The 25,536-nt window shown below is 58.7% G+C and carries 22 protein-coding genes, 1 tRNA gene and 1 CRISPR repeat array; of the genes, 9 read left to right on the top strand and 14 right to left on the bottom strand.

All coding sequences use genetic code 11. From position 1 onward, the window contains the following. The first annotated feature begins 2 nt into the window (after nt 1-2). From cas7c to cas2, 4 genes are read left to right on the top strand one after another with little or no spacing between them, the layout of a single operon-like run. Nucleotides 3-902: a type I-C CRISPR-associated protein Cas7/Csd2 gene (gene cas7c, locus WMO44_RS02375; protein ID WP_118657551.1), complete on the top strand. Its 900-nt coding sequence runs from the start codon at nt 3-5 to the stop codon at nt 900-902. Further along, nucleotides 902-1,588: a CRISPR-associated protein Cas4 gene (cas4, locus tag WMO44_RS02370; protein WP_349151618.1), complete on the top strand. Its 687-nt coding sequence runs from the start codon at nt 902-904 to the stop codon at nt 1,586-1,588. The genes cas7c and cas4 overlap by 1 nt, the downstream gene beginning before the upstream one ends. Beyond that, the gene (cas1c, locus tag WMO44_RS02365; protein WP_349151617.1) at nt 1,573-2,604 is read left to right on the top strand and encodes a type I-C CRISPR-associated endonuclease Cas1c; all 1,032 of its coding nucleotides are present in this window, start codon (nt 1,573-1,575) and stop codon (nt 2,602-2,604) included. Before cas4 ends, cas1c begins: the two co-directional genes overlap by 16 nt. 9 nt (nt 2,605-2,613) lie before the next feature. Further along, a complete protein-coding gene (gene cas2, locus WMO44_RS02360; protein ID WP_055184225.1) occupies nt 2,614-2,904 on the top strand; it encodes a CRISPR-associated endonuclease Cas2 in 291 nt (96 codons plus the stop codon). A gap of 180 nt (nt 2,905-3,084) precedes the next feature. Then, a CRISPR array of direct repeats spans nt 3,085-4,069; the repeat unit is 33 nt; unit sequence GTCGCCCTCCTCGCGGAGGGCGTGGATAGAAAT. A 9-nt stretch (nt 4,070-4,078) separates the two neighbouring features. On the opposite strand, the gene WMO44_RS02355 is transcribed toward cas2, so the two are convergent. The 5 genes from WMO44_RS02355 to WMO44_RS02335 form a co-directional block, all read right to left on the bottom strand. Beyond that, nucleotides 4,079-4,630, bottom strand: coding sequence for a hypothetical protein (locus WMO44_RS02355; protein WP_055184224.1), 552 nt, complete (start codon nt 4,628-4,630; stop codon nt 4,079-4,081). A gap of 1 nt (nt 4,631) precedes the next feature. Then, nucleotides 4,632-7,769, bottom strand: a complete 3,138-nt coding sequence (locus WMO44_RS02350; RefSeq protein ID WP_349151616.1) for a portal protein — start codon at nt 7,767-7,769, stop codon at nt 4,632-4,634. A 150-nt stretch (nt 7,770-7,919) separates the two neighbouring features. After that, complete coding sequence (locus WMO44_RS02345) at nt 7,920-8,849, bottom strand: terminase large subunit domain-containing protein (protein WP_349151615.1); 930 nt, start codon at nt 8,847-8,849, stop codon at nt 7,920-7,922. Then, nucleotides 8,830-9,333: a hypothetical protein gene (locus WMO44_RS02340; RefSeq protein ID WP_349151614.1), complete on the bottom strand. Its 504-nt coding sequence runs from the start codon at nt 9,331-9,333 to the stop codon at nt 8,830-8,832. The genes WMO44_RS02345 and WMO44_RS02340 overlap by 20 nt, the downstream gene beginning before the upstream one ends. Nucleotides 9,334-9,773: 440 nt before the next feature. Further along, a tRNA-Thr gene (locus WMO44_RS02335) sits at nt 9,774-9,849 on the bottom strand. Between the two features lie 193 nt (nt 9,850-10,042). On the opposite strand from WMO44_RS02335, the gene WMO44_RS02330 reads away from it, so the two are divergent. The 3 genes from WMO44_RS02330 to WMO44_RS02320 are packed head-to-tail and all read left to right on the top strand — an operon-like array spanning nt 10,043 to nt 12,332. After that, nucleotides 10,043-10,411 carry a hypothetical protein gene (locus WMO44_RS02330; RefSeq protein ID WP_349151613.1) on the top strand — a complete coding sequence of 123 codons (369 nt, stop codon included), beginning with the start codon at nt 10,043-10,045 and terminating at the stop codon, nt 10,409-10,411. Between the two features lie 16 nt (nt 10,412-10,427). Next, nucleotides 10,428-11,342, top strand: a complete 915-nt coding sequence (locus tag WMO44_RS02325) for a DnaD domain-containing protein (protein ID WP_055184214.1) — start codon at nt 10,428-10,430, stop codon at nt 11,340-11,342. Nucleotides 11,343-11,351: 9 nt separating this feature from the next. After that, entirely contained in the window at nt 11,352-12,332 is a 981-nt protein-coding gene (locus WMO44_RS02320) for an ATP-binding protein (protein WP_349151612.1), read from the top strand. 156 nt (nt 12,333-12,488) lie between these two features. Here the strand turns inward: WMO44_RS02320 and WMO44_RS02315 are convergent, their stop codons facing one another. From WMO44_RS02315 to WMO44_RS02305, 3 genes are all read right to left on the bottom strand, one after another. Further along, nucleotides 12,489-13,277 carry an MBL fold metallo-hydrolase gene (locus WMO44_RS02315; protein ID WP_249254317.1) on the bottom strand — a complete coding sequence of 263 codons (789 nt, stop codon included), beginning with the start codon at nt 13,275-13,277 and terminating at the stop codon, nt 12,489-12,491. Nucleotides 13,278-13,354: 77 nt separating this feature from the next. Then, nucleotides 13,355-14,641 (bottom strand): UDP-N-acetylglucosamine 1-carboxyvinyltransferase, encoded by a 1,287-nt coding sequence (murA, locus tag WMO44_RS02310; RefSeq protein WP_349151611.1) that lies wholly within the window; start codon nt 14,639-14,641, stop codon nt 13,355-13,357. A 281-nt stretch (nt 14,642-14,922) separates the two neighbouring features. Continuing rightward, the gene (locus WMO44_RS02305; RefSeq protein ID WP_349151610.1) at nt 14,923-16,941 is read right to left on the bottom strand and encodes a fructose-1,6-bisphosphatase; all 2,019 of its coding nucleotides are present in this window, start codon (nt 16,939-16,941) and stop codon (nt 14,923-14,925) included. 133 nt (nt 16,942-17,074) lie between these two features. Here WMO44_RS02305 and WMO44_RS02300 point away from each other — a divergent pair, with 133 nt between their 5' ends. Together WMO44_RS02300 and WMO44_RS02295 are read left to right on the top strand one after the other, a co-directional pair. Beyond that, nucleotides 17,075-17,989, top strand: a complete 915-nt coding sequence (locus WMO44_RS02300; protein ID WP_349151609.1) for a radical SAM protein — start codon at nt 17,075-17,077, stop codon at nt 17,987-17,989. A gap of 163 nt (nt 17,990-18,152) precedes the next feature. Beyond that, nucleotides 18,153-19,241, top strand: coding sequence for a sugar kinase (locus WMO44_RS02295; RefSeq protein ID WP_055184205.1), 1,089 nt, complete (start codon nt 18,153-18,155; stop codon nt 19,239-19,241). Nucleotides 19,242-19,305: 64 nt separating this feature from the next. Here WMO44_RS02295 and nagZ read toward each other — a convergent pair whose 3' ends face one another. The 6 genes from nagZ to WMO44_RS02265 all read right to left on the bottom strand — a co-directional run bounded on the left by nagZ (nt 19,306) and on the right by WMO44_RS02265 (nt 25,311). Further along, nucleotides 19,306-20,556, bottom strand: a complete 1,251-nt coding sequence (gene nagZ / locus WMO44_RS02290) for a beta-N-acetylhexosaminidase (RefSeq protein ID WP_349151608.1) — start codon at nt 20,554-20,556, stop codon at nt 19,306-19,308. A 12-nt stretch (nt 20,557-20,568) separates the two neighbouring features. Beyond that, nucleotides 20,569-21,363 (bottom strand): ABC transporter ATP-binding protein, encoded by a 795-nt coding sequence (locus tag WMO44_RS02285; protein ID WP_055184201.1) that lies wholly within the window; start codon nt 21,361-21,363, stop codon nt 20,569-20,571. After that, on the bottom strand, nt 21,356-22,297 hold the full coding sequence (locus WMO44_RS02280) for an ABC transporter permease (protein WP_349151607.1): 942 nt from the start codon (nt 22,295-22,297) through the stop codon (nt 21,356-21,358). Before WMO44_RS02280 ends, WMO44_RS02285 begins: the two co-directional genes overlap by 8 nt. Nucleotides 22,298-22,413: 116 nt before the next feature. Continuing rightward, entirely contained in the window at nt 22,414-23,442 is a 1,029-nt protein-coding gene (locus WMO44_RS02275; RefSeq protein ID WP_349151606.1) for an ABC transporter substrate-binding protein, read from the bottom strand. Nucleotides 23,443-23,628: 186 nt separating this feature from the next. Beyond that, a complete protein-coding gene (locus tag WMO44_RS02270) occupies nt 23,629-24,354 on the bottom strand; it encodes a YkgJ family cysteine cluster protein (RefSeq protein WP_349151605.1) in 726 nt (241 codons plus the stop codon). Between the two features lie 84 nt (nt 24,355-24,438). Further along, on the bottom strand, nt 24,439-25,311 hold the full coding sequence (locus WMO44_RS02265; protein ID WP_349151604.1) for a D-alanyl-D-alanine carboxypeptidase family protein: 873 nt from the start codon (nt 25,309-25,311) through the stop codon (nt 24,439-24,441). Nucleotides 25,312-25,536 lie beyond the last annotated feature (225 nt).

The raw sequence follows: 25,536 nt of genomic DNA, 5'->3' as shown, positions 1-25,536 counted from the left end.
AAATGTCTGCACCTATCAAGAACCGCTACGATTTCGTCATTCTGTTCGATGTAGAGAACGGCAATCCCAACGGCGACCCCGATGCCGGTAATATGCCCCGCATCGACCCCGAGACCGGCTACGGTCTGGTAACCGATGTCTGCCTGAAGCGCAAGATCCGCAACTATGTGGAGACGCTGAAGGAGGACGCCCCCGATGCCGACAATTACCGCATCTATGTCAAGGAGGGCGTCCCCCTGAACCGCAGCGATGCCGAGGCGCTGGAGCACAACGGTCTGACCCCCAAGGACGACCTGAAAAAAGCCAAGAAAAGCGACCCGGATATCGACCGCAAGCTGCGGGATTATATGTGCGAACATTTCTACGATATCCGCACCTTCGGTGCCGTGATGACCACCTTTGTCAAGGGTGCGCTGAACTGCGGCCAGGTGCGCGGGCCGGTGCAGCTGAGCTTTGCCCGCTCTGTTGACCCTATCGTGCCGCAGGAGGTGACCATTACCCGCGTAGCCATTACCACCGAGGCAGATGCTGAAAAGAAGAACAGTGAAATGGGCAACAAGCATATCGTGCCCTATGGCCTGTACCGTGCCGAGGGTTACGTTTCTGCCAATCTTGCTCGCAAGACCACCGGCTTCTCGGAAGAGGACTTGCAGCTGCTGTGGCAGGCTATCCTGAATATGTTCGAGAACGACCACAGTGCTGCACGCGGCAAGATGGCCGTGCGGGAGCTGATCGTGTTCAAGCACGATTCCGAGCTGGGCAATGCGCCCGCCTATAAGCTGTTCGATGCCGTTACCGTGGCGCACAAGGCCGAGGTGGTCGCGCCCCGCAGCTATCAGGACTACACCGTTACGGTGGCCGACACCCTACCGGAGGGTGTACACTGCGAGAGGTTCCACTGATGGACGCGCCGGATGACTACCTGCAAATGTCCGGCATCCAGCATTTTGCCTTCTGCCGCCGCCAGTGGGCACTGATCCATCTGGAGCAGCAATGGGCAGAAAATCTGCGCACCACTGAAGGACAGCTGAACCATGCCCGCTGCCACGATGACACCCGCACCGAGCGCCGAGGCGATTTTCTGATCACTCGGGGAATGCGGGTGACCAGCCACCGGCTGCGGATGTCCGGCAACTGTGACGTGGTGGAGTTCCGGGCTTGTGCGGATGGCATCCCGCTGCAAAGCACCCCCGGGCGCTGGCAGCCCTACCCGGTGGAGTACAAGCACGGTCACGCAAAGGAAACCGATGCTGACCGGCTGCAATTATGCGCACAGGCCATGGCGCTGGAGGAAATGCTGGTGTGCCATATCCCGGAAGGGGCGCTGTATTACTGCGAGACGAAGCGGCGGGAGGTCGTACCTTTTACCGACGAACTGCGCAGCACCACCCGGCAGATGGCAGACGAAATGAACCAGTATTTTGCCCGCGGCTACACTCCAAAGGTAAAGCCTGGCAAGCACTGCAACGCCTGTTCCCTGAAAGAGCTCTGTCTGCCGATGCTCTGCCAGAAGGCAGACGCCAAGGCTTATCTGCGGCGCTATCTGGACGAGACGGCCACGGAGGTGACACCATGCGGCAATTCCTGAACTCCCTGTTCGTCCTCAGCGAGGACGCTTACCTCACGCTGGACGGCGAAAACGTTGTGGTCAGCCGTGGAAAAGCTGAGGTCGGGCGGGTGCCGCTGCACACGCTGGAAAGCATCCTCTGCTTCAGTTACGCCGGTGCCAGCCCTGCGCTGATGGGCAAATGCGGGCGCATGGGCATCGACCTGAGCTTTTATACCCCGCGCGGGCGCTTTTTAGCGCGCACTGTGGGCGAGGAACGCGGCAACGTATTGCTGCGGCAGACCCAGTACGCCGTTGCCGCCAGCGAGGCGCTCAGTTGCAGTTATGCCCGCAGCTTTATTCTGGGCAAGGTTTACAATGCCCGCTGGGTGCTGGAGCGCGCCACCCGGGACCACCCGCAGCGGGTGCCCGTGGACGAATTGAAACAGACCAGCGCACAACTGGCGGCTGCCCTACCGCTGGTGGAAGGCTGCGAGGATCTGGAGCAGCTGCGTGGGCTGGAGGGCGAAGCTGCACAGCGGTACTTCGACCGGTTCAACGCGCTGATCTTACAACAGAACGATGCTTTTGTGTTCACCTGCCGCAGCCGCAGACCGCCGCTGGATAATGTGAACGCGCTGCTGTCCTTTGCCTATTCCCTGCTGGCCAGCGATTGCGCCGCCGCGCTGGAGGGTGCCGGGCTGGACCCTTATGTGGGCTTTCTGCACCGCACCCGTCCCGGGCGGCGCAGCCTTGCATTGGATCTGATGGAAGAGCTGCGCACCGTTCTGGCTGACCGGTTCGTGTTGTCCTGTATCAACCAGAAAGTGCTGAATGCAAAGCACTTTGAAAAGCAGGAAAACGGTGCCGTTCTGCTGACCGAGGAGGGACGCCGTGCATTCCTGAACGCATGGCAGCAGAAAAAGCGCGAAGTCATCACCCACCCGTTTTTGAAGGAAAAGCTCTGCTGGGGGCTTGTGCCTTATGTGCAGGCGTTGCTGCTGGCGCGCACCCTGCGGGGCGATTTAGAGGTTTACCCTCCGTTTTTCTGGAAATGAGGTGTAATCATGCTGGTACTGATTACCTACGACGTAAACACCGAGACCTCTGCCGGACGCAAGCGGCTGCGCAAGGTTGCCAAGAAGTGCGTAGATCATGGGCAGCGGGTGCAGAATTCCGTGTTCGAATGCCTGCTGAACGCTTCGCAGTACGCAGTTCTCAAAGCAGAGCTGACCGCCCTGATCGACCCTGCCTTGGACAGTCTGCGGTTCTACCAGCTGGGCAACAACTACCAGACCAAGGTCGAGCACGTTGGACTGCACCCAGAATTTGCCCAAGACAGCGTGCTGATCTTTTGATGTCCGGCCAGTGCGAATCGGCAGCACACATGGTTTTCCGGGACGCTTCGCACCGGAATACCAGCCGTTTGCGCAAGTAACGGTGTGATTTTGCGGTTTGTTTTGCAAGCATCTCTTTGCAATTTGTGCAGAGAGGTGTATAATGAGACAAAAGCAGGGTGTTTTCTCTCTGTTTTTGCTGTCGCCCTCCTCGCGGAGGGCGTGGATAGAAATCTTTCCGGCACGTGGGGCGTGACAAGTCCGGATAGTCGCCCTCCTCGCGGAGGGCGTGGATAGAAATAAAAAGAGATGCGCGGGACCGCCTATCAAGACACTGGTCGCCCTCCTCGCGGAGGGCGTGGATAGAAATAAAAAGAGATGCGCGGGACCGCCTATCAAGACACTGTCGCCCTCCTCGCGGAGGGCGTGGATAGAAATCCCACAACTGCGGTTTTTTCGTGTCCATCTGAAAGTCGCCCTCCTCGCGGAGGGCGTGGATAGAAATTGTGTAGTAGAAGTCACATAAGAACTGGTGGCTGAGTCGCCCTCCTCGCGGAGGGCGTGGATAGAAATGCTTGCTGTGTCTTTGGCTGCTTTGCCAACCTTTTCGTCGCCCTCCTCGCGGAGGGCGTGGATAGAAATGCTTGCCGACTGTTCCCAGCTTTTTGCAGCTTTGTCGCCCTCCTCGCGGAGGGCGTGGATAGAAATTGGATGCCTTTTGTGTTTCCGATTTTGCTTTTCGGCGGTCGCCCTCCTCGCGGAGGGCGTGGATAGAAATTGTACCTATGGCTTTTTTGTTGACGTATTGCGCCACGTCGCCCTCCTCGCGGAGGGCGTGGATAGAAATAGGAATAAACTCGTCATATACTACATCTGAAAACGCGTCGCCCTCCTCGCGGAGGGCGTGGATAGAAATCTCAATCAGAGAGCACCAGCGTGACAATTTACCGTCGCCCTCCTCGCGGAGGGCGTGGATAGAAATTTCATACTTTGCAGTTGCTTCGGCAACCGTGGCACCGTCGCCCTCCTCGCGGAGGGCGTGGATAGAAATATAAAGTGAACGGTCTGCTGCCCCTTGGCGTTGCGGTCGCCCTCCTCGCGGAGGGCGTGGATAGAAATCTGCACTTCCCGGACGGTGTAGATGATATACACCGTCGCCCTCCTCGCAGAGGGCATGGATAGAAATTTAAAAAAGCTATGGTAAAATCGCAGCGTCCGAAACATCCTGCGGTCTGCCGTTATTCACATACGGGTTATACCAGACATTCTGGAATATGCATCCTTCGATCCAAATGTTTTCGCACCAAATGCTCTCGCCGTTCTCCATGCGTCCCCGCAGCCGGATGCCGCAGGTCCATATTTTGTTTACACCGTTCGGGTTGATGCCTTCCCATGTGCAGTTGACGAACCGAATGTTTTTGCACCCCTCCAGCACCATGTTCGCGCCCTTCCAAAAGATCACGTTCCGAACTTCCAGATCTTCAACGTTGTTGACGATGATCTCAAAGTACTTATACTTTTTGTTTCCTCCGTCCACCACGCAGTTGCTCTGGCTCAGCGCCGCCGTCAGTGCTTCCGTGTCGTCCGTCTCTCCGTCCCCCGCCGCACCGGGAATACCCGTCACTGCGCCGCCGCCCGTGCCGCTTCCGGCCATGTCCCACGCTGCTGCAATGCCTGCTTCCATGTGGTTCAGCTTGGCAGCGGTTAGGGTCTGGCCGTCAATAAAATTCTGTTTTGTGTACCCCATCTTAGCTCCTCCCAAGGATCATTCTGCCCAGCACTGCAAGGCTCAGCCGGTCAGTGTTCCTGTTGTCCGGGTCGTCTGCGCCCCACAGCGCCTCTAAGCGGTCACAGGCCGCTGCCGCTGCATCATTGCCCGCCGCCAGCGTGCGCAGCACGGTCAGCACCGCCCGCTTTTCCGCAGTGGTAATGCCGCCGGTTCCCAGCATCCCTACCAGCGCTTCCCACGCCGGGGTAGCCGGTGCGGGCATTGCGCCCTCTGCCGTGCCGCTGTTGGCGCATACTTTGCACCGCACATCGGCGCTGGTCACAGTGCAGCTGCCGTCCGTACCCTCAAATGTGATGCAGCCCACACCGGGCACTGCCGTTACCGCCGCCGGAACGGTCAGCACACCGTTTTCCACCAGCGTGGCCGCGCTTGCGCCGGGGGTGTGCCAGTGGGCGCATACGGTCAGCCCCTTCCACTCGCCCCGCTGCTCAATGCGCAGCCGGTAGTTGCCCCGGTTGCCCTTCAGGTAGTCCCCGCTGCCCTTTTCCACGGCACCTACGTCTGCCGCTGTTATCGCCCGGTCAAGCCCCGTGCCGCCGTTTGCTGTGCGCAGCACCCCGGTCATGGCCGTAAGCTCTGTGGTGTCCTGTGTAGTGTAGGCCTGCTGCGTACCGTCCGTAAACACCACGGTCAGGGTGCGGCCCTCCAGCACCACCTGCTGCACAAGGTCTCCCCTGTCCGCAGCCATCGCCCCTACGTCCGCAGCGTTCAGGCGCACCGCGCCGCCCTTGCCGTTCACGCTCAGCACGGTGCCGTCCTTGGGCGCGTATCCTTCTGCCCGCGCCGCCGCTTTGTCTGCCTGCTGCGCCGTCTTCACACTCACGCCCCGCTGCTGCGCCAGCTCCTCGTAGTAGGCCTCGTCCTTCACCTTGCCGTTCTTCACGGCCTCGATCAGTCCGTCCACATCCTCGCCATCGATGCCGTAGGCCTCGCTCAGCGCCTGCCGCAGGGCAGCCGCCTTGGGGTCCGCGTGCACCGCCTCGCCCGCCTTGATGATGGCCTGCTGCATCACCTCGTTGAAAATGTCGCTGTACTCGCCGCCGTCCCGCACCAGCGCCCCAAAGGCCTTGCGCTTTTCCTCCGGGGTTTTTTCCGTCTTCTGCTCCTGCGGCTTCTCCTCGGTCGGCTTCTCACCTTCCTGCGGCTGCATCTCCGGCTGACCGCTCAGCTGAGGGGGCTGTTCCGCCGGGCTTGCCTTTCCCCGCAGTGCACCGCTGCGCCGTGCCAGCCGCTCCTGTGCCGGACGCAGCGCAGGCTCCTGCACCGCCGGGGCTGCCTCTGCGCCGCCCTCTCCGGCAGCAGCACTACCATCTGCAAACAGCTGCAGATCCATGCCACCAAACGGGTTGTGGCTCCCAGCGTCCACTTCGTGCCTTGGGCGGCACTCGTGTCCTGCTGGCCACGGCCCCAACCTCGGCTCCCTGTTTCTGCCGCTGGCAGCGGTCGCCTCCGTTGCAGCGAAATACTGCAGGTTCATCTTTCCGTCCACAATGTCGAACACCGGTTCGTGGTCGCCCAGCTGCACCCCGCCCACGACGCCGCCGGGCACTCCGCGCAGCTGCTGCGCGCTGAAGGTGGCATACTCCACCCCGCCGCTCTCGCCGGTAATGCGGTACACCCGCTGCTCGTCGTAGAACTGTCGCATCAGCTCAATGATCAGGTAGCACTCCTTCGCAAACGCCCGGTACGCGCTCTTCAGCATGTCCCGGCTCAGCTTGCTGCCCGCCTCCTGTAACGCCGCAATGGCACTGGCAGCGGTCAGGCCGCTGGTGGTACCGCCCTGGCTCACGTCCCGGTTGCCGCTCACTTCCTTCAGCTCGCTCACCCGGGCATCCCGGTAGTTCATGCAGTTGCCGCTCAACACGTTCGTCTGCAGCGGCATAAAGCTGTCGCTGTTCAGCCGCCCTACAACGTGCACGATGTCCTTGCTAAAGTCCGCCAGCTCTTTCTCGTTCACTCCCGCCGTGTCGCTCAGCACAAAGCGCTGCTTTGCCGCCAGCTTCACATTCTCGTCCATGGCGTGGTTCATCTCGTCAATGGCGGTCTGGGTGTCCTTCATCACGTCGATGTACCCAAACCCCGCCGGGGAATCCTCCTCCATGAACAGCGGGTCAAACACAAAGGGGTACTTCCCGTGGTCGTAAAAGCCCCGCTGTGCCAGCTGCGGGTCGTTCTCGCTGGCATACAGCACCACGCCGTTGCAGTACTTGCAGTAGTGCAGCACCGTCTGTCCGCCGGGCTGCGCCTTCTTGTAGTACCAGTCCACCACCACGCTCTTGTCGGTGGTGTCAATGCCGTCGTCGTGGATGTACTGCCCCACGTCCAGCCCCTCGCCGGTGTGCCCCTCCATCTGCGGGAAGCGCCCCACCAGCTGCTCGTTGTCCTCAAGGCTCAGGCTGAACAGGTGCGGCGACTGCTGAATGTCCTCCACCCCCGGCGCCCAGTACAGCATCAGCAGGTTGACACTCTGGATGCTGATGTCTCCCAGCCCGCCCCACAGCACCGGGTCCCAGAAGATGCCCTTCACGCCGGTACCGGTCTTGAGCTTGCGCCACCATGTGTCGCTGTACACCTGCTCGTAGTTGCACTGCTCCAGCACCGCCGGGATCACCTTGGAAAGGGTCCTCGCCGTCTCCTCGTCGTCCGCCGCTCGCGGCAGCACGTTCGGCTCCGGGTAGTTGTCCATGGCGTCCGCGTGCTTGTTGGCAATGCTGTTGAACAGCCACCCGCTGGAAGGCTGCGGCTTTCCCTCCATCATCTTGTTCTGGTAGTTTTTCCAGTGCCCCAGCCGGAACCACAGCTCGTTTTCAATGATCCGCTTGTCTAGCGCCGCCTTGCCGGTCTTGTACCGCTGCAAAATTTCTCCCGCCTTGGCTACTTCCTCCGGCCCGATCACCGTCTCCGCAGCCACTCCCGCCGGTACGCTCCCGCCTGCATCGCCCTGCAAAAGGCTCTGCATGGCATCATCCCGCCCGGTGCCGGGTCTCGCGGTGCTCACCATCCGGTCTCCCTCGCTCATGCCGCCGGGGTTCGCTTCTGCGGGTCTTGTGTCCGCCGGTGCCTGCTGCGCCCCAGCCGCCTGCGCGGCCATCGCCATGATCCGCAGCAGCTTCTCCCCGTCCTGTTCGGTGTTCGGCTACTCTGCCCATCGACCTTCTGAACCTCGCCAATCATGCAGCTTCTCCCCGTCCTGTTCGGTGTTCGGCTACTGTCCCTCGTATCTTCCTGTCATCGCTTCTCCTTCTGCTTATACCCGCATCACCCGGATGGGGCTGCGGTGCACATCCATGTCCAGCGGGTCGTCCCGCAGCACCACCTCTTTGCGTACCTGCCGGGGACTGATGGGGTTTTCCATCAGCACATACCGGCACTCGTCGTAGATGTGGTCCTCCTGCGTGGTGTCAATGTCCTCCACGTTGCTCTCGTCGTACACAAGGTTCGGGATGGTGCGGATAAAATGCCGGCAAAACACCTGAAACATCGGCCGTCCCTCCGCGTCAAATGCCAGCCGGTAGTGCAGCTGCATCTTGCCCGCAATGCGGGTGTGGTCGCCCGGCCGCCACGTCACAAAGTACGGGTACTTCTCCTGCATCTGCGCAATGCTCTCGCCCTGGCTCTCGTTGAAGATGGCCGGGTCTGCCACTCCCTGGATCACCCTGCCCTTCAGCATCGGGTCGTTCTGCTCTGCCTCCCGGATGCGCCTTGCCTGCATGTACACCACCGTGCCCGGCCCTGTGGGTCGGTTGCGGCTCATCAGGTAGCTGTACTCCTCCCATGTGAAGTGTGTCAGCTCGTCCACCCCGATAAAATCAAAGGCTTTGCCTTGGTAGTTGTACTTGTCCTGCGTGCGGAACATGGACCCGAAATAGATCTTCGCCCCGCTGGGAAAGGTCCACACATGGCTGGAAGCGTTGTACCGCGCCTTCGGAAAGACCGGCCTGTAATACTGCATCGTCTTGTCGATCAGTTCCGAAAGCTGCGGGTAGGTCTTTCGCACGATCAGTCCGCGGTAGTGCGGCACGTTCACCTGCCGCAGCGCCTCGATCACCAGCGCGTCGCTCTTGCCGCCGCCAGCCGCCCCGCCGTATAGCGCCTCGTCCTCGCACCGCCGCATAAAGGCAGCCTGTTTCGGCTGCGGCTTCCACACGATGCTTCTCTTATACTGTCCCGCTGCCATCCAGTACCACCTCCGGCCTTTCGTCCTCGCTCTGCGGCTCCATCAGTACAGTCGGCACGCTCTGGCCGCTGTCCCGGTCCGTGTCCGGCACCAGCGCCGCCGCGTTCGCCGCCGCCGTCAGCAGCACCGCCCACAGCATCAGCCGGATCTTCTCCTTCTCCACCCCAAACCGCTTGCAGGTGGCGTACTTCACCCGCCGCGCGTAGTTCTCCACGTCCTTCCAGCAGGCAGCCTCGTCATCCGGCAGGTAGCAGTCCTCGTATGTACCGGTCAGGAAAAAACCGCGCTTATCAAAATTCGCCAGCACCTTCCGCTGCTTCTTGCGCATGCTGGCGGCTTTATTCCGACTCTTCTGCCCCTTGTCGCTCTCCTTGCGCTTCTTTCCCCGCTTGCGGTGCTCCTGATCCGTCACGGCATACACTCCAACGGCCATGTACTCGTCCCCGCACCGGATCTTCTTTTCCCGGATGTAGCTTTTCCGCATAGGCTGCTCCTGTAATTCTCTCTTTTGTGACCCACACAGTCACAGAAATAACGGGTATACTAGCTCCCCAAAGCGCCCACCCGGACGCTTTTTATAAAAAGGTATCAGACAAAACGCCTGCCGCCGAGCCTTCTCTCAGCAGCACCCGTTCCTACCTGATGCTTCTGTGGTCGCCAAAGCCCCCGGCCACGCACTCACTGCGCCGCCGGGGGCTAATTTCGGGTTCTTCCGCCCCTTGTGCTCTTCTTTCTTCTTGTGGAAGTCAAAACCACCGGCTCAGCCGGTGGTTTTGACTGCGCCGTCTTTTGCGCCACTAAATAAAGCAATTTCCAGATAAATAGGGGTAATTAAGGCACAATCGCCCACTTTCCCATCCCCTGCCGCACAAACAAAAAACCCCGAAAACTGGCTTCACAAGCCAACTTTCGGGGGTTTCTCTTTGGAGCTACTGACCTGATTCGAACAGGCGACCTGCTCATTACGAGTGAGCTGCTCTACCAGCTGAGCCACAGTAGCACATTGCACATCTGCTGCAACAGGCAATATTTTACCATATTTCTGCGACCCTGTCAAGGCCGGATTTCCTGTAAGCGGGGGCAGCTTTTGCAGGGCGTTTCACAAAAAGTTGTTGCATTTTAGCCCGGCGGCTTTATAATAGAATTGATTGTGCAAAAGGCCGCGCCTTTTGCCGGAAAGGACGAGCTGCACCATGATCTTTGTTCCCCTGCTGCACTACTTTTTGTGCAAGAATGATTACAGCGGCAACGAGGCCGGGCTGCGCTACCGGCTTACCCCGGGCAAGCGCACCGTACCGGACCCGGACGGCGGCGCGGATGCCACCAAAGAGGAAAAGATCCTCACAGTGGACTACTGGCCCGCGCCTTGGACGATCGACAAGACCGACCCCGCCCTGCGCAGCCGGGAGGTATTCCCGCTTACAGACGAAGGGCGTGCCGCCGCTGCGCAGTATCTGAAAGACGCCTACGATGCCGAACCAGAGCGCTGGAACAACTGCCCGGATATGATGGACTGCGAGCCTTGGGAGCCGCCCGCCGAGCCGGATACTGCCAACGAATAAACCAAACGAGGAAATCATGATCTACCGTTTGAAAGAACTGAAGGGCGATACCATCGCCGTGCCGCAGCTGGTGTTCTCCAAGCTGGGCATTGCCGAAGAATACAATGTGCGGGTGGCGCTATATGTGCTGGCCACTGGCGTGACCGACCCGGACAAGCTCTGCGCCGACCTCAAGCTGCGCAGCCGCATCAGCGCCGAGAGCGCGCTGGCGTTCTGGGCGGGTGCGGGGCTTTTGGAGCGCTACGAGGAGAACGCCGCGCCGGGCGCAGAGCCCAGCGCTCCCGCCCCCATGCGCTGGGCGGAGATCGCCGCTGCCAGCCGCACCGACCCTATGATTTCCAGCCTGATCGACTGCGCACAGACCAGCTTTGCCCGTCCGCTGACCCACACCGAGATGGAAAAGCTGGTGAACCTGTATGTGCAGGAAGGCTTTGCACCTGAGACTGTGATGCTGTGCGTAGCCTATGTGGCCAGCCGGGGCAAACGCACCATGGCCGCTGTGACCCATGAGCTGAAGGTCTGGCGCGCCGAGGGCGTAGAGACCGGCGAGCAGGCCGATGCCCACTTAAAGCTGCTGGCGTTGCGCCAGAGCCGCGAGGAATACGTCAGCAGCCTGTTGCAGATCACCCCCGAGGAGCTGACGCTGGGCGGGCGCAAGGCCATTGCACGCTGGTACGAGGTGTACGGCTATGATGACGCCATGGTGCAGGAAGCCGCCGTACAGGCCGGCCCCAAGCGGGATCTGTGGTACTGGAACAGCATCCTGAAAACATGGAACGCCAAGGGTCTGCGCAGCATCCATGATGTGCGTGGCCCGGTGGCCGCAGCCGGAGCAAGCCGGAATATCCGGGTGGACCGCGACACGCCCAGCGGAAACGATATCCTGAAAAACGCCACTCGCCGCCGTCCCCTGATCAAGAAGCCGGAGTAAGGAGCCTTTATGCGTACCAAAAACGAATTATATCAGCAGGCATTGCGCACCGTAGCCATGCGGCGGCAGACCGCCCGCGCTTTGGCGCAAGATGCACAGGCTGAAGCCGAGGCCGCCATCCCTGGGCTGCGTCACGCCGAGGAAGAGGTGCGGGTGCGGGGCATCCGCTGTGCCATTGCCGGAGCCTCCGGCAAAGACCGCACCGAAGCTGCCGCTGCGCTTGCGGCGGCAAAGCAGAAGCTGACCGCGCTGCTGGCTGAGAGCGGACGTCCTGCGGATGCGCTGGAGCCAAAGTTCACCTGCAAGCGGTGCGAGGACACCGGCGCAGTGGACGGCCATACCTGCGACTGTGTGCGCCGGGTGATGCAGCAGCTGCGCCGCAAGGAGATCGAGGAGCTGTCCAGCCTGTCCATCTCCAGCTTTGACACCATGCAGCTGGACTACTACCCCAACACGGTGGACAAGACGCTGGGCGAGAGCGTGCGCAGCTACATGGCCGAGGTTCTGGCCGACCTGCGGGATTACGCCGCGGACTTTTCCCCTGCCACCCGCGAAAGCCTGTTACTGGTAGGCAACGCAGGGCTGGGCAAGACCCATGCCGCCCTTGCCATTGCCGGGGAGGTGTTGCGGCAGAACTATGATGTGATCTATGTCTCCTGCCCGGACTTTTTCGGCAAGCTGGAAGCACTGCATTTCGGCACAGATCCCGGCGGCGAGGAGGAGACTTTGTTCCAGACTGCCTGCAACGCCGATCTGCTGATCTTGGACGATCTGGGCACGGAATTCAACTCCAGCTTCTTCCTGACGAATCTGTACAGCCTGCTGAATAACCGCTTGGGCGCAAAGCTACCCACCATCGTCACCACCAATATCACGGACGGTGCGCTGCTGGAAAAGCTGTATACAGAAAAGATCTCCAGCCGCCTTGCGGCCTTTGTACAGATCCAGTTTTTAGGCAGTGATATCCGGGTACAGAAAGCCGCAGAATAAGTCGTTTTGTTTCTACCGAATCCGAATATTTTTTGAGAGAAACAATTTTAAAATAAGTGCGAAATGCCGTGCAAATGAAAAGCCATCTGCCGCAGCATGACCGGGGGGTGAAACCCTTGGAATCAGCTGTTGCAGATGGCTTTATTTTGCGACAAATCAGAACTCTAATGCAGGGCTTACCTCGTTGCGACGCTGTGCCTGCACGATGCAGTCCTTTTCCGGCACGACACCGGCTGCACCCAAGGTGGTGAACACGGTCTGCAAAGCAAGAGTCGGCGTGTTATTCTCCTGCGAGAGATGGCACAGGGCAAACTTTTTGCAGCCGCTCTGGATCAGCTCCAAAAGCTTTGCGGAGCACTCATCGTTGGAAAGGTGCCCCCGCACGCTCTCGATGCGAGCGCGCAGATAATAGGGGTAGGGCCCGCTGCGCAGCATGTGCAGGTCGTAGTTGCTTTCCAGCGCCACAAGGTCGCAGCCGGAAAGCGCTTCGTGCACCGGCGGGGTCAGGGTGCCAAGGTCGGTAGCGATGGTCATGGTCTTATCGTCCGGGGTATGGATGCGGTAGCCTACGCAGGGCACATCGTGGCTGGTGGGGAAGGACTGTACCCCGAAGCAGCCGATGTCCTCTTCCCTGCCCTCCAGCGCGTTCAGTTCGCAGTTGGCGGGCACGATATCGTTGGCATCCAGAAAATCCAGCGTAGCCGCTGCACCGTACACCGGCAGCGGGTTCTTTTTGAGGAAGGTGGAAAGCCCCTTGACGTGGTCGCTGTGCTCGTGGGTGACAAGGATGCCCGCGCAATCGCTGACGGCTAGTCCCAGCGATTTGAGCGCTGCTGTGGTAGTGCGTACCCCCTTGCCCATATCCACAATAAGGTACTGCGCACCGCAGCGCACCACGCTGCTGTTGCCGGAAGAACCGGAATACAATGAAATGAACTCTGCCATGAAAACCTCTTATGTTACCACCTGAAAACAGCCCGCCGCACAGAACTTACGGCAGGCTGTTTGTTTTGTTGTTTGTGTTACAGGGCCTGTTCCAGTGCGGCGGGCGTCCGCTCCACCTTGCTGATCTCAGCACCCAGACCGCGCAGCTTTTCCACGATATTCTCGTAGCCGCGCTCGATATGACCGATCTCCTCGATCTCGCTGGTGCCATCGGCCATCAGAGCAGCCACCACCATAGCAGCACCGGCACGCAGATCGGAAGCGCGCAGCGGTGCGGGGCTGAGCTTTTCTACGCCCTCAAACACGGCTACCTGACCGTCCACCTGTACGCTGGCACCCATCTTGCGCAGCTCGTCCACATAGCGGAAACGATTATCCCACACGCTCTCGGTGATGGTGCTGGTGCCCTTAGCCACGCTCAGCAGCACACCCATCAGGGGCTGCATATCGGTGGGGAAGCCGGGGTGCGGCATGGTGTTGATCTTCAGCGGCAGAATATCGCCGGTACGGGATACCCGCACAGCATCGTCAAATTCTTCCACAGTGATCCCTGCACGGCGCAGCTTAGCCGTGATGGGCTCCAGGTGCTTGGGGGTAACATTCTTGATGAGCACATCGCCGCCGGTGGCAGCGGCAGCCACCATGTAGCTGCCGGCTTCGATCTGATCCGGGATGATGCTGTAAGTGCAGCCGTGCATCTTTTCCACGCCGCGCACCTTGATGACATCGGTACCGGCACCGCGCACATCTGCGCCGCACATATTCAAAAAGTTTGCCAAGTCCACCACATGGGGCTCCTTGGCGCAGTTTTCCAGAATGGTCTGCCCCTTGGCCATGACCGCAGAGAGCATGCCGTTCATGGTAGCACCCACGCTGACCTTATCAAAGAAGATATGGGCACCGGTCAGCTCCTGCTTGGTGCGCACGGTGATCATGCCGTAGTCCACGCTGTCCTCTGCGCCCAGTGCGCTGAACACCTTCAGGTGCTGGTCGATGGGGCGGGGGCCCAGATTGCAGCCGCCGGGCATGGCCACCTGTGCCTTGCCGAAGCGGGAAAGCAGCGCACCGAGGAAGTAGTAGCTGGCGCGCATCTGGCGGGACAGGTCGTCCGGCACATTGGTAGTGACCAGATGCCGCGTATCGATCTCGTAGGTGTTGCGGTTGAGCATCTTCACCTGTGCACCCAAGGTGCTCAGGATCTTGAGGCTGACCGACACATCGCTGATATCAGGCAGATTTTCGATCACGCAGACATCCGCTGCCAGAATGGTAGCAGGCAGAATACCCACAGCCGCATTTTTTGCGCCGGAAATAGTCACTTCTCCGTGCAGGGGCTTACCGCCGGTAATAACAAATTTCTCCACTTTTATGATCTCCTTGTCAAAGGCCTGTGCCACAGGCCTGTTAAGGCTACTGAAAGCATTCCATTTCGTTACTTGTACTGCCGGGGTGTACAGATTCACCAACACCGGGGCGGTTTTATAACTATCCTATTATACACTACTTCCACAAAAAAGCAAAGCCCGATTTGTATCTGTTTCATTATTTTCTGTTTTGCCCAGATTACACGCGGATATTCCAAAAATTTATTGGGTTTTTCATCAATTTTGGCCAAATCTGACCCCAATTTTACCCTTTGGCAATATCACCAAACGTGATCCTCGCACCGTGCCTCCGGGATCCAGCCCAGCTGATAGGCCGTTACTAACTGCTTGAGGTCATGCACGCGCTCCCGCAGCACCTCGCCCTCGTCCGTATCTTCCACGAGGATGCGATGATTTTCGGTCTCCAGAATGTTCTTCTGGGACAGGATGTCCAAGTTCTCCCGCACCGCCTTTTCTGCGCTTTCAAAGGGCTGATGGGTGCGCAGGGACATGGTGCGGCTGGAATACACCAGCGTGTAGCCCGCAATGCCGGTCTTTTCGTGGTAGGCGCGGCAGAACCCACCATCGATGACCACCAGCCGTCCCCCGCCCTTGATGGGGCTCTCACCGTTTTTCTCCTGCACCGGCACATGGCCGTTGACGATATGGCTCGTGCCCGGCAGACCGAACTCTGCCAGAATGCGGCGGCAGGCGGCTTCGTCGTTGTACCAGCTATAATAGGGGTCCTTGACCTCCGTATGGGTGGCGGGGTCTGCGATATATAGCCGCTCGAAGGTGGTCATGGCGCTGCGGCCAAACAGCGGCGAAAGTTTGCCGCACCACAGATACCACAGAAAATCCTGTCCGCTCTGGCGGGCGGCGCTGCCCTCCGCCCCGTAGTAGCCACGGCGGGCACGGGCGTCACAGTAATCCATCAGGGCACGGCCGGAATAGCGGCGTCCCTCGAAGTGCTCCACCGCAAAGCCGCCCTTCGTGTTCATGGGCACAGCACCATGGTAGAGCAGATTGCCGTTTTCAATGTGGTACACGCTGCCCTTGGCATACAAAAATTCAATGTGCTGCTGTAATCTTTCGCTCTGCCGGAAGGACTGCACCAGCTTGTGCAGCACCAGTTCCTCGTCCGGGTTCAGCTTTGCCGGGTCTGCCGGGTCTACCGTGGGGAAAGAGGTGTCCCGCAGGGGGTAGCGCTTCTCCCCTACCTGCACGGTGTGGGCGTCCCAGTCGATGCGGCGCAGATAATCCCGTCCCTGCATCTGGAAATCCGGGTTGCGGTCGATGACCTGACACTCCAGCTTGAACATGAGGATGGAGATGGCCTTGTGCATCACGGCGCAGCGGTGGAGCATTCCTCCCGTATAGGGGCCACGGGCGGCGTCCGTGTGGGGCATCCAGATGGAAAGGTCATCCTCGCCATAGAACTGCTCCGCCATGCGCTGCAAGTGCCGCAGATTGATGCCGTAGCAATCCTCCAGCATCCCGTGGTTGTGGTAGGCAAGCGTAGTTTTAAGTACTGTACAGATGCAGATGGGACTGCCGGCGGCAGCACCCATCCACACCACGTCATGGTTGCCCCACTGGATATCCACGTTATGGTGGCGCATCAACAAATCCAGAATAATGTCCGGGCGGGGGCCACGGTCAAACAGGTCGCCCACGATATGCAGCTTATCCACCGCCAGATGCTTGATCAGCTCGCACAGCCGCACGATAAAACGGTCGGCGCGGCCGTTCTCGATGATGCTGCCCACGATCTGGCCGTAGTACAGGTCTTTATCGTGATCCTCAAAATGGGCGTGGAGCAGCTCGTCCAGAATATAGCCGCAGCTGGACGGCAGACAGCCGCGCACATGGTCGCGGGTGTGCTTGGAGGACACCAGACGACAGATATCGATCAGCTGGAGAAGGGTCTGGGTATACCACTGCTCCAGTGCATCCTCAGTGGTGCAGCGTGCTTTAAGCTGAGGCAGCTTTTCAGTGGGATAGTAGATCAGGGTGGCAAGCTCTGCACGGGCTGCCTCCGGCATGGTATCGCCCAGCACGGCATCCACCTTTTCCCGGATGACACCGGAGGCGGAGTTCAGGATGTGCACAAAGGCCTCGTTTTCGCCGTGCAGGTCGCTCATGAAATGCTCCGTGCCTTTGGGCAGCTTGAGCAGCGCCTGTGTGCTGATGATCTCGCTGGCAGCTGCCGCCTGCGAGGGGTAATCTCTGGCCAGCAGGGTCAGGTACTTCAGGTTGTCGCGGATCTCATCGGTTTCGGTGCGCATGGCTTCCTCCATCGTAACGCATTCCTTGCCCTGCAAAGATGTTGCGTTTTTTGTATTATCGTTTCTCTATATTTCAGTATAGCACGAATGGCATCAAAAGTGGTATACTGAATACGAAAATTTTAAGCAAAGGACTTTGGATATTATGCCGAAAACCATTTCCGTTCCCACTCGCTGTACCCTCTGCCCCCGCCGCTGCGGTGCTGACCGTGCCGCCGGGCGCACCGGCTTCTGCGGGGCAGGCGCTACGCTAAAAGCTGCCCGCGCCGCCCTGCACCATTGGGAGGAGCCCTGCATCAGCGGCACAAGGGGCAGCGGCACGGTGTTCTTTTCCGGCTGTACCCTGAAGTGCTGCTTCTGCCAGAACTATCCCATCAGCGCCGAGGGGCTGGGCAAAGAGATCACCGTGGAGCACTTGGCTGAGATCTTTTTAAATTTACAGGCGCAGGGCGCACACAACATCAATCTGGTCACCCCGGGGCAGTGGCAGCCGTGGATCATTGCCGCGCTGGACATTGCCCGCGCCAAAGGGCTGCGTCTGCCCATCGTGTGCAACACCGGCGGCTACGAGACGGTGGAAAGCGTGGAGGCGTGGCACGGGTATATTGATATCTGGCTGGCTGATTTAAAATATATATCCTCTGCCCTTTCCGCAGAGCTTTCCGCCGCGCCGGACTATTTTGCCGAGGCAAAGCCCGCCATTGAAGCCATGATGGCGCAGGCCGGGCATCCGGTGTTCGATGCAGACGGCATCCTGCAAAAGGGGGTCATTCTGCGGCATCTGGCGCTGCCGGGTCATGTGGAAGACAGCTTTGCCGTGCTGGACCAGATGGCTGCATGGAACGACGCCGACCCCGGGTGCTTTCTGCCCAGCGTCATGAGCCAGTATACCCCCTTCTACAAAGCCGCAGAGCACGGCATCGGGCGGCGCATCACCACCTATGAATACCGCCGGGTGGTGAACTACGCCATGGACAAGGGGCTTGTGCAGGGCTATATGCAGCAGAAGAGCAGCGCCAAGGAGGAATACACCCCCAGCTTTGACCTGACCGGGGTGTGATTCCGCATTAAGGCAGCTTTTTCGGCAACTTTACCAAATTTTCGGTTTTATTTTCTCTTGCTTGCGCGTGCAAACCCTTGCATTCTGTCCGGGAACGCACTATAATGGATACAACGATGTGTTAATAGTTGCGGATTTCCGCAATGTCATCAGGAGGAGCGTTATGGAACATTTCAATCCGATCCTTGGCAGCGAACCCAATGGCCAGAAGTTCATCACCTGTGGTGAGATCATGCTGCGCCTGACCCCGCCGAACTACGAAAAGATCCGCATGGCATCCGGCTTTGAGGCCAGCTACGGCGGCAGTGAGGCCAACATTGCGCTGGCGCTGGCAAACCTTGGCGTAGACAGCACCTTCTTCAGCGTAGTGCCCAACAACAGTCTGGGCAAGAGCGCTGTGCGCTGGCTGCGCTCCAACGATGTGCACTGCACCCCCATGATCCTGACCGAGCCGGACGAGACCCCCTCTAACCGTCTGGGTACTTATTATCTGGAGACCGGTTACGGCATCCGCGCTTCCAAGGTCATCTACGACCGCAAGCACAGCGCCATTACCGAGTACGATTTTTCTCAGGTGGATCTGGACGCTCTGCTGGAGGGCTACGACTGGCTGCACCTCAGCGGCATTACCCCGGCGCTGGCTCCCAACTGCCGCAGCCTGATCCTTGATATGCTGAAGGTTGCCAAGAAGAAGGGCTTGACCGTGAGCTTTGACGGCAACTTCCGCTCCACCCTGTGGACCTGGGAGGAGGCACGGGATTTCTGTACCGAGTGCCTGCCCTATGTGGATGTGCTGCTGGGCATTGAGCCCTACCACCTGTGGAAGGACGAAAACGACCACAGCAAGGGTGACTGGAAGGACGGTGTGCCCCTGCAGCCCAGCTACGAGCAGCAGGACGAGATCTTCCAGCGGTTCATCGAGCGCTACCCCAACCTGAAGTGCATTGCCCGCCATGTGCGCTACGCTCACAGCGGCAGCGAGAACAGCCTGAAGGCCTTTATGTGGTACGAGGGTCACACCTTCGAGAGCAAGCTGTACACCTTTAACATTCTGGATCGCGTGGGCGGCGGCGACGCCTTTGCCAGCGGCCTGATCTACGCCATGCTGCACAACTACAAGGCTATGGATATGATCAACTTTGCAGTGGCCAGCAGCGCCATCAAGCACACCATCCATGGCGATGCCAACATCACTGATGATGTGAGCACCATCCGCAACCTGATGAACATGAACTACGATATCAAGCGGTAAGCCGCATACAGCAACAGGCTCCCTGCCATTTGGCGGGGAGCCTGTTTTGCACATATTGTGGGATTCACGCTGCGGTATCAGCCCCATACCACAGCTTTTTCAGCCAGCCCGAAAAGCTGCACTTCGTATCGGAGGTTTTCTCTGCTATAGGCTGCTTTGCTGCAGACGACCCGCTGAGATCCAGGCCAGCCTTTTGTTTGAGGGTCAGGATCCGCCGGACACTTTCGTTCAGGCGCTCTTCTGAAAGCGTGCCGTCCTCCACTGCCTGAACTACACCATCAAAGGCCGCGCGCAGATCACTGGGCATTAGCAGCACATCCACACCGGCTCGAAGTGCTGCCACAGCCGATTCCGCCGGCGTAAAGTGGTTTTTGATGGCATTCATTTCCAGTGCATCGGTTACGATCACGCCCTGAAAGCCCAATTCTCCGCGCAGCCGCTCGGTTATCATCGTGTAGGACAGCGATGCCGGCAGGCCGTCCGTGGTCGCATTCGGGGTCGTGATGTGCGCCGTCATGACCACATCGGCCCCGGCGGCGATCCCTGCCTCAAAGGGAAGCATCTCCATCGCTTTCATTTCTTCCCAGGTCTTGTAGGATGTCGCTGTTCCGTAGTGGCTGTCCTGTCCGGTATCCCCATGGCCCGGAAAATGCTTTACCGTGCAGAGCATCCCGGCCTCGTGGAAGCCCTCCACTGCAGCGGCCACCATCTGCGCCGTCTGCTGCGCATCGGTGGAATAAGCCCGCCTGCCAATGACCGGATTAGCCGGGTTGGAATCCACATCCGCAACCGGCGCAAAATCCAGATTGAACCCGTAAAATCGCAGGTAACCGCCGATCGTCCGTCCCATCTGGCGGGCCTGCTCCGGCTCGCCTGTTTTGCCAATATCCCGGGCGCTCGTATATTTAGGCAGAGAGAAGGCCTCATGATTTGCCAGCCGGGCTACCGCGCCGCCCTCTTCATCAACGGCCACGATCATCGGTATTTTGGAGGCGCTTTGGAAATCCGCGATCAAGGAGGAAAGCTGGTTCTCATCCTGAATGTTCTTCTTAAAAACTGCGATGCCGCCCACCGGATACTGTTCCAGATTCTGCCGCATGGTCTGCGTCAGCGTCTTTTTTTCAGGATTCAGTGAAAAGTCCAGCGTTTCCGGGCGCACCCAGAACAGCTGTCCAACCTTTTCCCGCAAAGTCATCGTTGCAAGTTTTGCCTCCACCGCATCCGTTGCTTCTTCCGAGAATGCACTGGGAAGCATCGCACCGGCCAATGCAGCGCTGACGACCAGCGCCGCTGCTCGTTTCCAAAGTTTTCTCATCGCAATCCCTCTTCAGGACAAGATCATGCGGTCGTTGGCAAACTCGCCGCCGCTGGCGATCTGGAACTTTGCCAGCAGGTCGGAGACGTGCAGCTTCTGCTTCTCCTCCCCTGCCACATCGTAGATGATGTGCCCCTCGTGCATCATGATGAGGCGGTTGCCGTATTTGATGGCATCCTTCATGTTGTGGGTGATCATCATGGTGGTCAGGTGGTTCTCTTCCACGATGCGTGCCGAAAGGGTAAGCACCTTCAGCGCCGTTTTGGGGTCCAGTGCGGCGGTGTGCTCGTCCAGCAGCAGGAGCTTGGGTTTGTTCATGGTAGCCATTAGCAAAGTCAGCGCCTGCCGCTGACCGCCGGAAAGCAGTCCCACGCGGGCGGTCAGGCGATCCTCAAGACCCAGATCAAGGGTCTTGAGCAGCTCGCGGTACTGCTCCCGCTCTGCCTTGGTGATGCCGATGCGCAGGGTGCGGCGCTTGCCGCGCCGGGCTGCCAGCGCCAGATTTTCCTCAATCTGCATGGTGGCGGCAGTGCCGGTCATGGGGTCCTGGAACACGCGGCCAATGTAGGCGGCGCGCTGATGCTCGCTCAGACGGGTGACGTCCACACCGTCGATCAAAATTTTGCCCTCGTCCACCGGCCATACACCGGCCACTGCATTCAGCATGGTGGATTTACCTGCACCGTTGCCGCCGATGACGGTGACGAAATCGCCCTCGTTCAGCTTCAGGTTCAGACCGTTCAGGGCGGTCTTCTGGTTCACTGTACCTGCATTGAAGGTTTTGGAAACATTTTGAATCTCAAGCATTTTTTGCGTCCTCCTTTGCCTTTTTGACCGGCTTCGAGAAGTATTTGCCCTTCCAGTACGGCACGGCAAGGAACACTGCCACCACGGAGGCACTGAGCAGCTTGAGCAGGTTTGCATCAAAGCCCAGCGTCAGCACCAGCTGAATGACGATATAGTAGATGATGGCGCCGATGGAAACAGAGGCCAGCTTGAGGGCAAAGTTGTGGAAGATGCGGCTAAACACGGCCTCGCCAATAATGACGGCAGCCAGTCCGATGACGATAGCACCGCGTCCCATGCCCACATCTGCAAAGCCCTGATACTGGCTGAGCAGCGCACCGGACAAAGCCACCAGCGCATTGGAGACAGCCAGACCCAGCACGATGTTGAAGTTGGTGTTGATGCCTTGTGCGCGGGACATGGCAGGGTTAGAGCCGGTAGCACGGATGCCGCAGCCAAGCTCCGTACCGAAGAACCAGTACAGCACCCCGATGACCACCACCGTAGCAAGGATGACCATGATGATGGGGTTGTGCAGGGCAAATTCCTTGACCCAGCGCAGGGAGATGAGCAGGCCGTATTTGTCCACATTGATGGACTGGTTGGCCTTGCCCATGATCTTCAGGTTGATGGAATACAGTGCCAGCTGGGTCAGAATACCGGCCAGAATGGCGGGAATGCCCATAAAGGTGTGCAGCAGGCCGGTGACAAGGCCGGTAGCAAGGCCGGCCAGCACAGCCACCAGCAATGCTGCCCAGACGTTCATGCCGGAAAGCAGACACATGACGCACACCGCGCCGCCGGTGCCAAAGCTGCCATCCACGGTCAGGTCGGCAACATCCAGAATACGGTAGGTCAGGTACACACCAATGGCCATGATGCCCCAGATAAGCCCCTGCGCACAGGCACCCGGCAGAGCGCCCGGCAGGTTTGCAAGTCTTGCAATGATTTCCAAAACAATTTCCTCCTAAACATTACACTTTTTTATCTCCCGCTTTGATACGGGAAAGCGGAGAAGAGCAAGAATCCACTCTTCTCCGCTATTTTTATATTGTTCCGGTTTTGCTGTTATCAGGCTTCGATCTCTACATAGCCTTCCGGCACGGTCAGACCAAGGTCATCGCAGACAGCTTTGTTGTACTTCTTGGTCACATCGGTGTACTCGATGGGCATGGTGGAGATGTCGCTCTCGCCGTTCAGGATCTTGACTGCCATCTCGCCGGTGGTGTAGCCCAGATCGTAGTAGCTGATAGACAGGGTGGCCACGCCGCAGCCGGAGCAGATTCCCTCCTCACCGGCGAACACAGGCTTCTTAGCCGGGCGGCAGATACCGTCCACGATGCCGGTATTGGCGGCAACGGTGTTATCGGTAGGCACATACAGCGCATCGTTCTCGTCCGCAGCCTTCTGGCAGACGGAGGACAGGTCGTTGGAATCCGAGAAAGCGTACTGGGTAGCAGTTACACCCTTGGCCTCCAGATACTTCTGCACTTCGTCTACCTGATACTGGCTGTTGGCCTCGGCCGAGCAGTACAGCAGACCAACCTTCTTGACCTCGGGCATCCACTCCACAATCATATCTGCCTGCTGATCCAGCGGTGCCAGATCGGAGGTGCCGGAGACGTTGCCGCCCACGGTGCCGGAGAAGTTGTCCAAACCCAGTGCCACACCGTACTCGGTAACAGAGGTACCCAGAATGGGGATGGTGTTGGTGGCAGCCTGTGCAGCCTGCAGAGCAGGGGTAGCGTTGGCCATGATCAGTGCCACACCGGAGGAAACAAAGCCGTTGGCAATGGTGGCGCAGGTAGCGGAATCGCCCTGTGCATTCTGGAAGTCGAAGGTGACGTTCTCGCCAAAGGAAGCGGTCAGGGCGTCCTCAAAGCCCTGCGTAGCGGCATCCAGTGCAGCGTGTTGCACCAGCTGGCAGATGCCAACGGTGAACTTTTCTCCGTTGGAAGCCGCAGCGACCGATGCAGAAGCAACCGTGGAGGATGCTGCCGCAGAAGATGCGGAGGAAGAACCGCCGCAGGCAGAAAGAGCAGCTGCTGCACCGCAGGCAGCGGCAGCAGTCAGGAAGGAACGACGAGTGATTTTACGCATATTGATGATCTCCTCTATCTCCAGCCCTTGCAGCCAACAGGACGCCGCACTCCGGGCTGATATTGTAAGCGGATCAAACAAGGTTCGCTTTACACTCGTGAAGTATAACACAGAATCGCTGGCAAAACAATCCACTTTTGCCTGAAAACGGCCTTTATTATCGATTCAAGTAAAGTCATCCATCAATTATTTTGAATGATTATTTCGTTTTTTCTGATACTCCGTCAGTTTGCGCAGTTCTGTGTCCAGCGTTTGCAAGTTTGCTTCCAGCTGCGGCAGATAGTCCTGCGCATAATCGTAACCAAAATACAGCGCCTGCCAGAGTTTTGCCTGCATCCGGCGCACCAGCACCGGGCTGAGCACTGTCTCCAGCTGTTCCACCGTATCTTCCAGCGCCATGCAGGTCTGCGCCCAGCGCACATCAATGGCTTCCCGGGCGGGCACATCGTAGCGGGCAAGGTAATCCTGCACCCTTGCTTCGATCACCTGCCCGCCGCAGCCGGTGGGCTGTAAAAAGTAGTGAACCTCCCCTGCCCGACTGATCTCCTGCGCCAGCGGATACAGCGCACATACCAACGGCTCTGCCTCATGGATGGCGCAGTGGTTTTCAGTCAGAAAGGGGCAGTTGTTGCGGTTTTCCTTGACCGGAGCAAGCCGCAGCACCGGTAAATGGCTCACCCTGCCTATGCTGCTGCGGCAGTAGCCCCGTGCCACGATCTGCGGCGGCAGACGTAGCCGAGCAGCAATACGCCACAAATCATAGCCGGACAGCACGATATCCTCCCGCCCACGGCAGCAGTTGCCGCAGCCCGCACAGGCAAAGCGGAACTGTGCATCACGTTCCAGCAGAGGCATGGCATCCGTACGGATAAAATCCACCTGTCCGCACAGGTCAATGGCTTCGTCTCGCATAGTCAAACATCCTTTTCCATGATAGAATGTCCCTATTGTACCGCCGAAGCACCCGGTTTGCAAGGCGAGCCCTGTGTAGCGCGGTTATTTTTTATCCGCCAGTTTCCGGTACACCTGCACTGCATCGCGGATATTGTACTGCTCCGTTCCATGGTCTCCGGGCGCGGCAAGCGTAACAAGGATGTACTCTTTTCCGTTCACGGTGGCAAGGCTGGCCAGACACAGCCCTGCGGCGGCGGTATACCCTGTTTTGCCGCCCTCGATTTGTGCCCCCTCGGGAAGCTCTGTTCCGTCCAGCTTGCCCAGCAGTGTGCTGGTCAGCGAAACGCCCTCCGGGTGCTGCGCAGTCGCTGTAGTGGTGTAGTGCTCCGCAGTAAAAATGGTGCGAAAGGTCGCATTGTGTAATGCTGCCTGCAAGAGCTTTGCCATGTCTGCCGCACTGGAATAGTGCTCGGTATCCGTCAGGCCGGTCGCATTTGTAAAATGGGTGTTCTTCATGCCAAGCTCTGCGGCCTTTTGGTTCATCAGTGCGGCAAAGTTATCCTCACTGCCGCTCACCAGCCGCGCCAGCGTCTCACAGCATTCTGCACCGGAAGGCAGCATCGCACCATAGAGCAAGTCCCGCACCGTGACTGTCTCCCCGGGCGCAAAGCCTGCCATAGATGCTTTTTCAATCTGCAAGGCCGGGAAAATATCCTCCGGCAGTGTTACCTGTTTATCCAGATCCGGCTCAGCCTCAATGGCCAGCAGTATGGTCATCATTTTTGTCAGCGAAGCCGGTGCAGTGCGCTCGTCAGCACGTTTCTGCGCCAATACCTGCCCGCTTTGGGCGTCCAGCAAGATCGCGTGTCGGCTGGCTGTATCCAGCAGAACGTTCTGCCGCAGAAACAGTACCAGCAGCACAAGCAGCGCCGCCAGAATACATAGCCGCCGACAGCGGCGGTGGAATCGTTTCATGTTTAGTCGCATCCTTTTTGCAAAATTGTAAAGCGCTTTCACCTCTTAACACGAGACAAAAGCGCTTTTTCCTGCAAATTTGCGGCTATGTATTTTTATGTTCATGCAACAAAAAAGCCCCGAAACTTTCATCTCAGAGCTTTCAGTTAAGTCGGCGACTACCTATTTTCACAAGCCGTTTCCAGCTAACTATCTTCGGCACAAGTAAGCTTAACTTCTGTGTTC

It is taken from the genome of Faecalibacterium tardum (genome assembly GCF_040096515.1).
Taxonomy (GTDB): domain Bacteria; phylum Bacillota; class Clostridia; order Oscillospirales; family Ruminococcaceae; genus Faecalibacterium; species Faecalibacterium tardum.
This window is presented reverse-complemented; position numbering and strand designations above follow the sequence as displayed.

Coding starts and splice junctions, on each gene's coding strand:
- cas7c (WP_118657551.1), top strand. CDS start 3: ATGTCTGCACCTATCAAGAACCGCTACGATTTCGTCATTCTGTTCGAT.
- cas4 (WP_349151618.1), top strand. CDS start 902: ATGGACGCGCCGGATGACTACCTGCAAATGTCCGGCATCCAGCATTTT.
- cas1c (WP_349151617.1), top strand. CDS start 1,573: ATGCGGCAATTCCTGAACTCCCTGTTCGTCCTCAGCGAGGACGCTTAC.
- cas2 (WP_055184225.1), top strand. CDS start 2,614: ATGCTGGTACTGATTACCTACGACGTAAACACCGAGACCTCTGCCGGA.
- WMO44_RS02355 (WP_055184224.1), bottom strand. CDS start 4,630: ATGGGGTACACAAAACAGAATTTTATTGACGGCCAGACCCTAACCGCT.
- WMO44_RS02350 (WP_349151616.1), bottom strand. CDS start 7,769: ATGGCGATGGCCGCGCAGGCGGCTGGGGCGCAGCAGGCACCGGCGGAC.
- WMO44_RS02345 (WP_349151615.1), bottom strand. CDS start 8,849: ATGGCAGCGGGACAGTATAAGAGAAGCATCGTGTGGAAGCCGCAGCCG.
- WMO44_RS02340 (WP_349151614.1), bottom strand. CDS start 9,333: ATGCGGAAAAGCTACATCCGGGAAAAGAAGATCCGGTGCGGGGACGAG.
- WMO44_RS02330 (WP_349151613.1), top strand. CDS start 10,043: ATGATCTTTGTTCCCCTGCTGCACTACTTTTTGTGCAAGAATGATTAC.
- WMO44_RS02325 (WP_055184214.1), top strand. CDS start 10,428: ATGATCTACCGTTTGAAAGAACTGAAGGGCGATACCATCGCCGTGCCG.
- WMO44_RS02320 (WP_349151612.1), top strand. CDS start 11,352: ATGCGTACCAAAAACGAATTATATCAGCAGGCATTGCGCACCGTAGCC.
- WMO44_RS02315 (WP_249254317.1), bottom strand. CDS start 13,277: ATGGCAGAGTTCATTTCATTGTATTCCGGTTCTTCCGGCAACAGCAGC.
- WMO44_RS02305 (WP_349151610.1), bottom strand. CDS start 16,941: ATGGAGGAAGCCATGCGCACCGAAACCGATGAGATCCGCGACAACCTG.
- WMO44_RS02300 (WP_349151609.1), top strand. CDS start 17,075: ATGCCGAAAACCATTTCCGTTCCCACTCGCTGTACCCTCTGCCCCCGC.
- WMO44_RS02295 (WP_055184205.1), top strand. CDS start 18,153: ATGGAACATTTCAATCCGATCCTTGGCAGCGAACCCAATGGCCAGAAG.
- nagZ (WP_349151608.1), bottom strand. CDS start 20,556: ATGAGAAAACTTTGGAAACGAGCAGCGGCGCTGGTCGTCAGCGCTGCA.
- WMO44_RS02285 (WP_055184201.1), bottom strand. CDS start 21,363: ATGCTTGAGATTCAAAATGTTTCCAAAACCTTCAATGCAGGTACAGTG.
- WMO44_RS02275 (WP_349151606.1), bottom strand. CDS start 23,442: ATGCGTAAAATCACTCGTCGTTCCTTCCTGACTGCTGCCGCTGCCTGC.
- WMO44_RS02270 (WP_349151605.1), bottom strand. CDS start 24,354: ATGCGAGACGAAGCCATTGACCTGTGCGGACAGGTGGATTTTATCCGT.
- WMO44_RS02265 (WP_349151604.1), bottom strand. CDS start 25,311: ATGAAACGATTCCACCGCCGCTGTCGGCGGCTATGTATTCTGGCGGCG.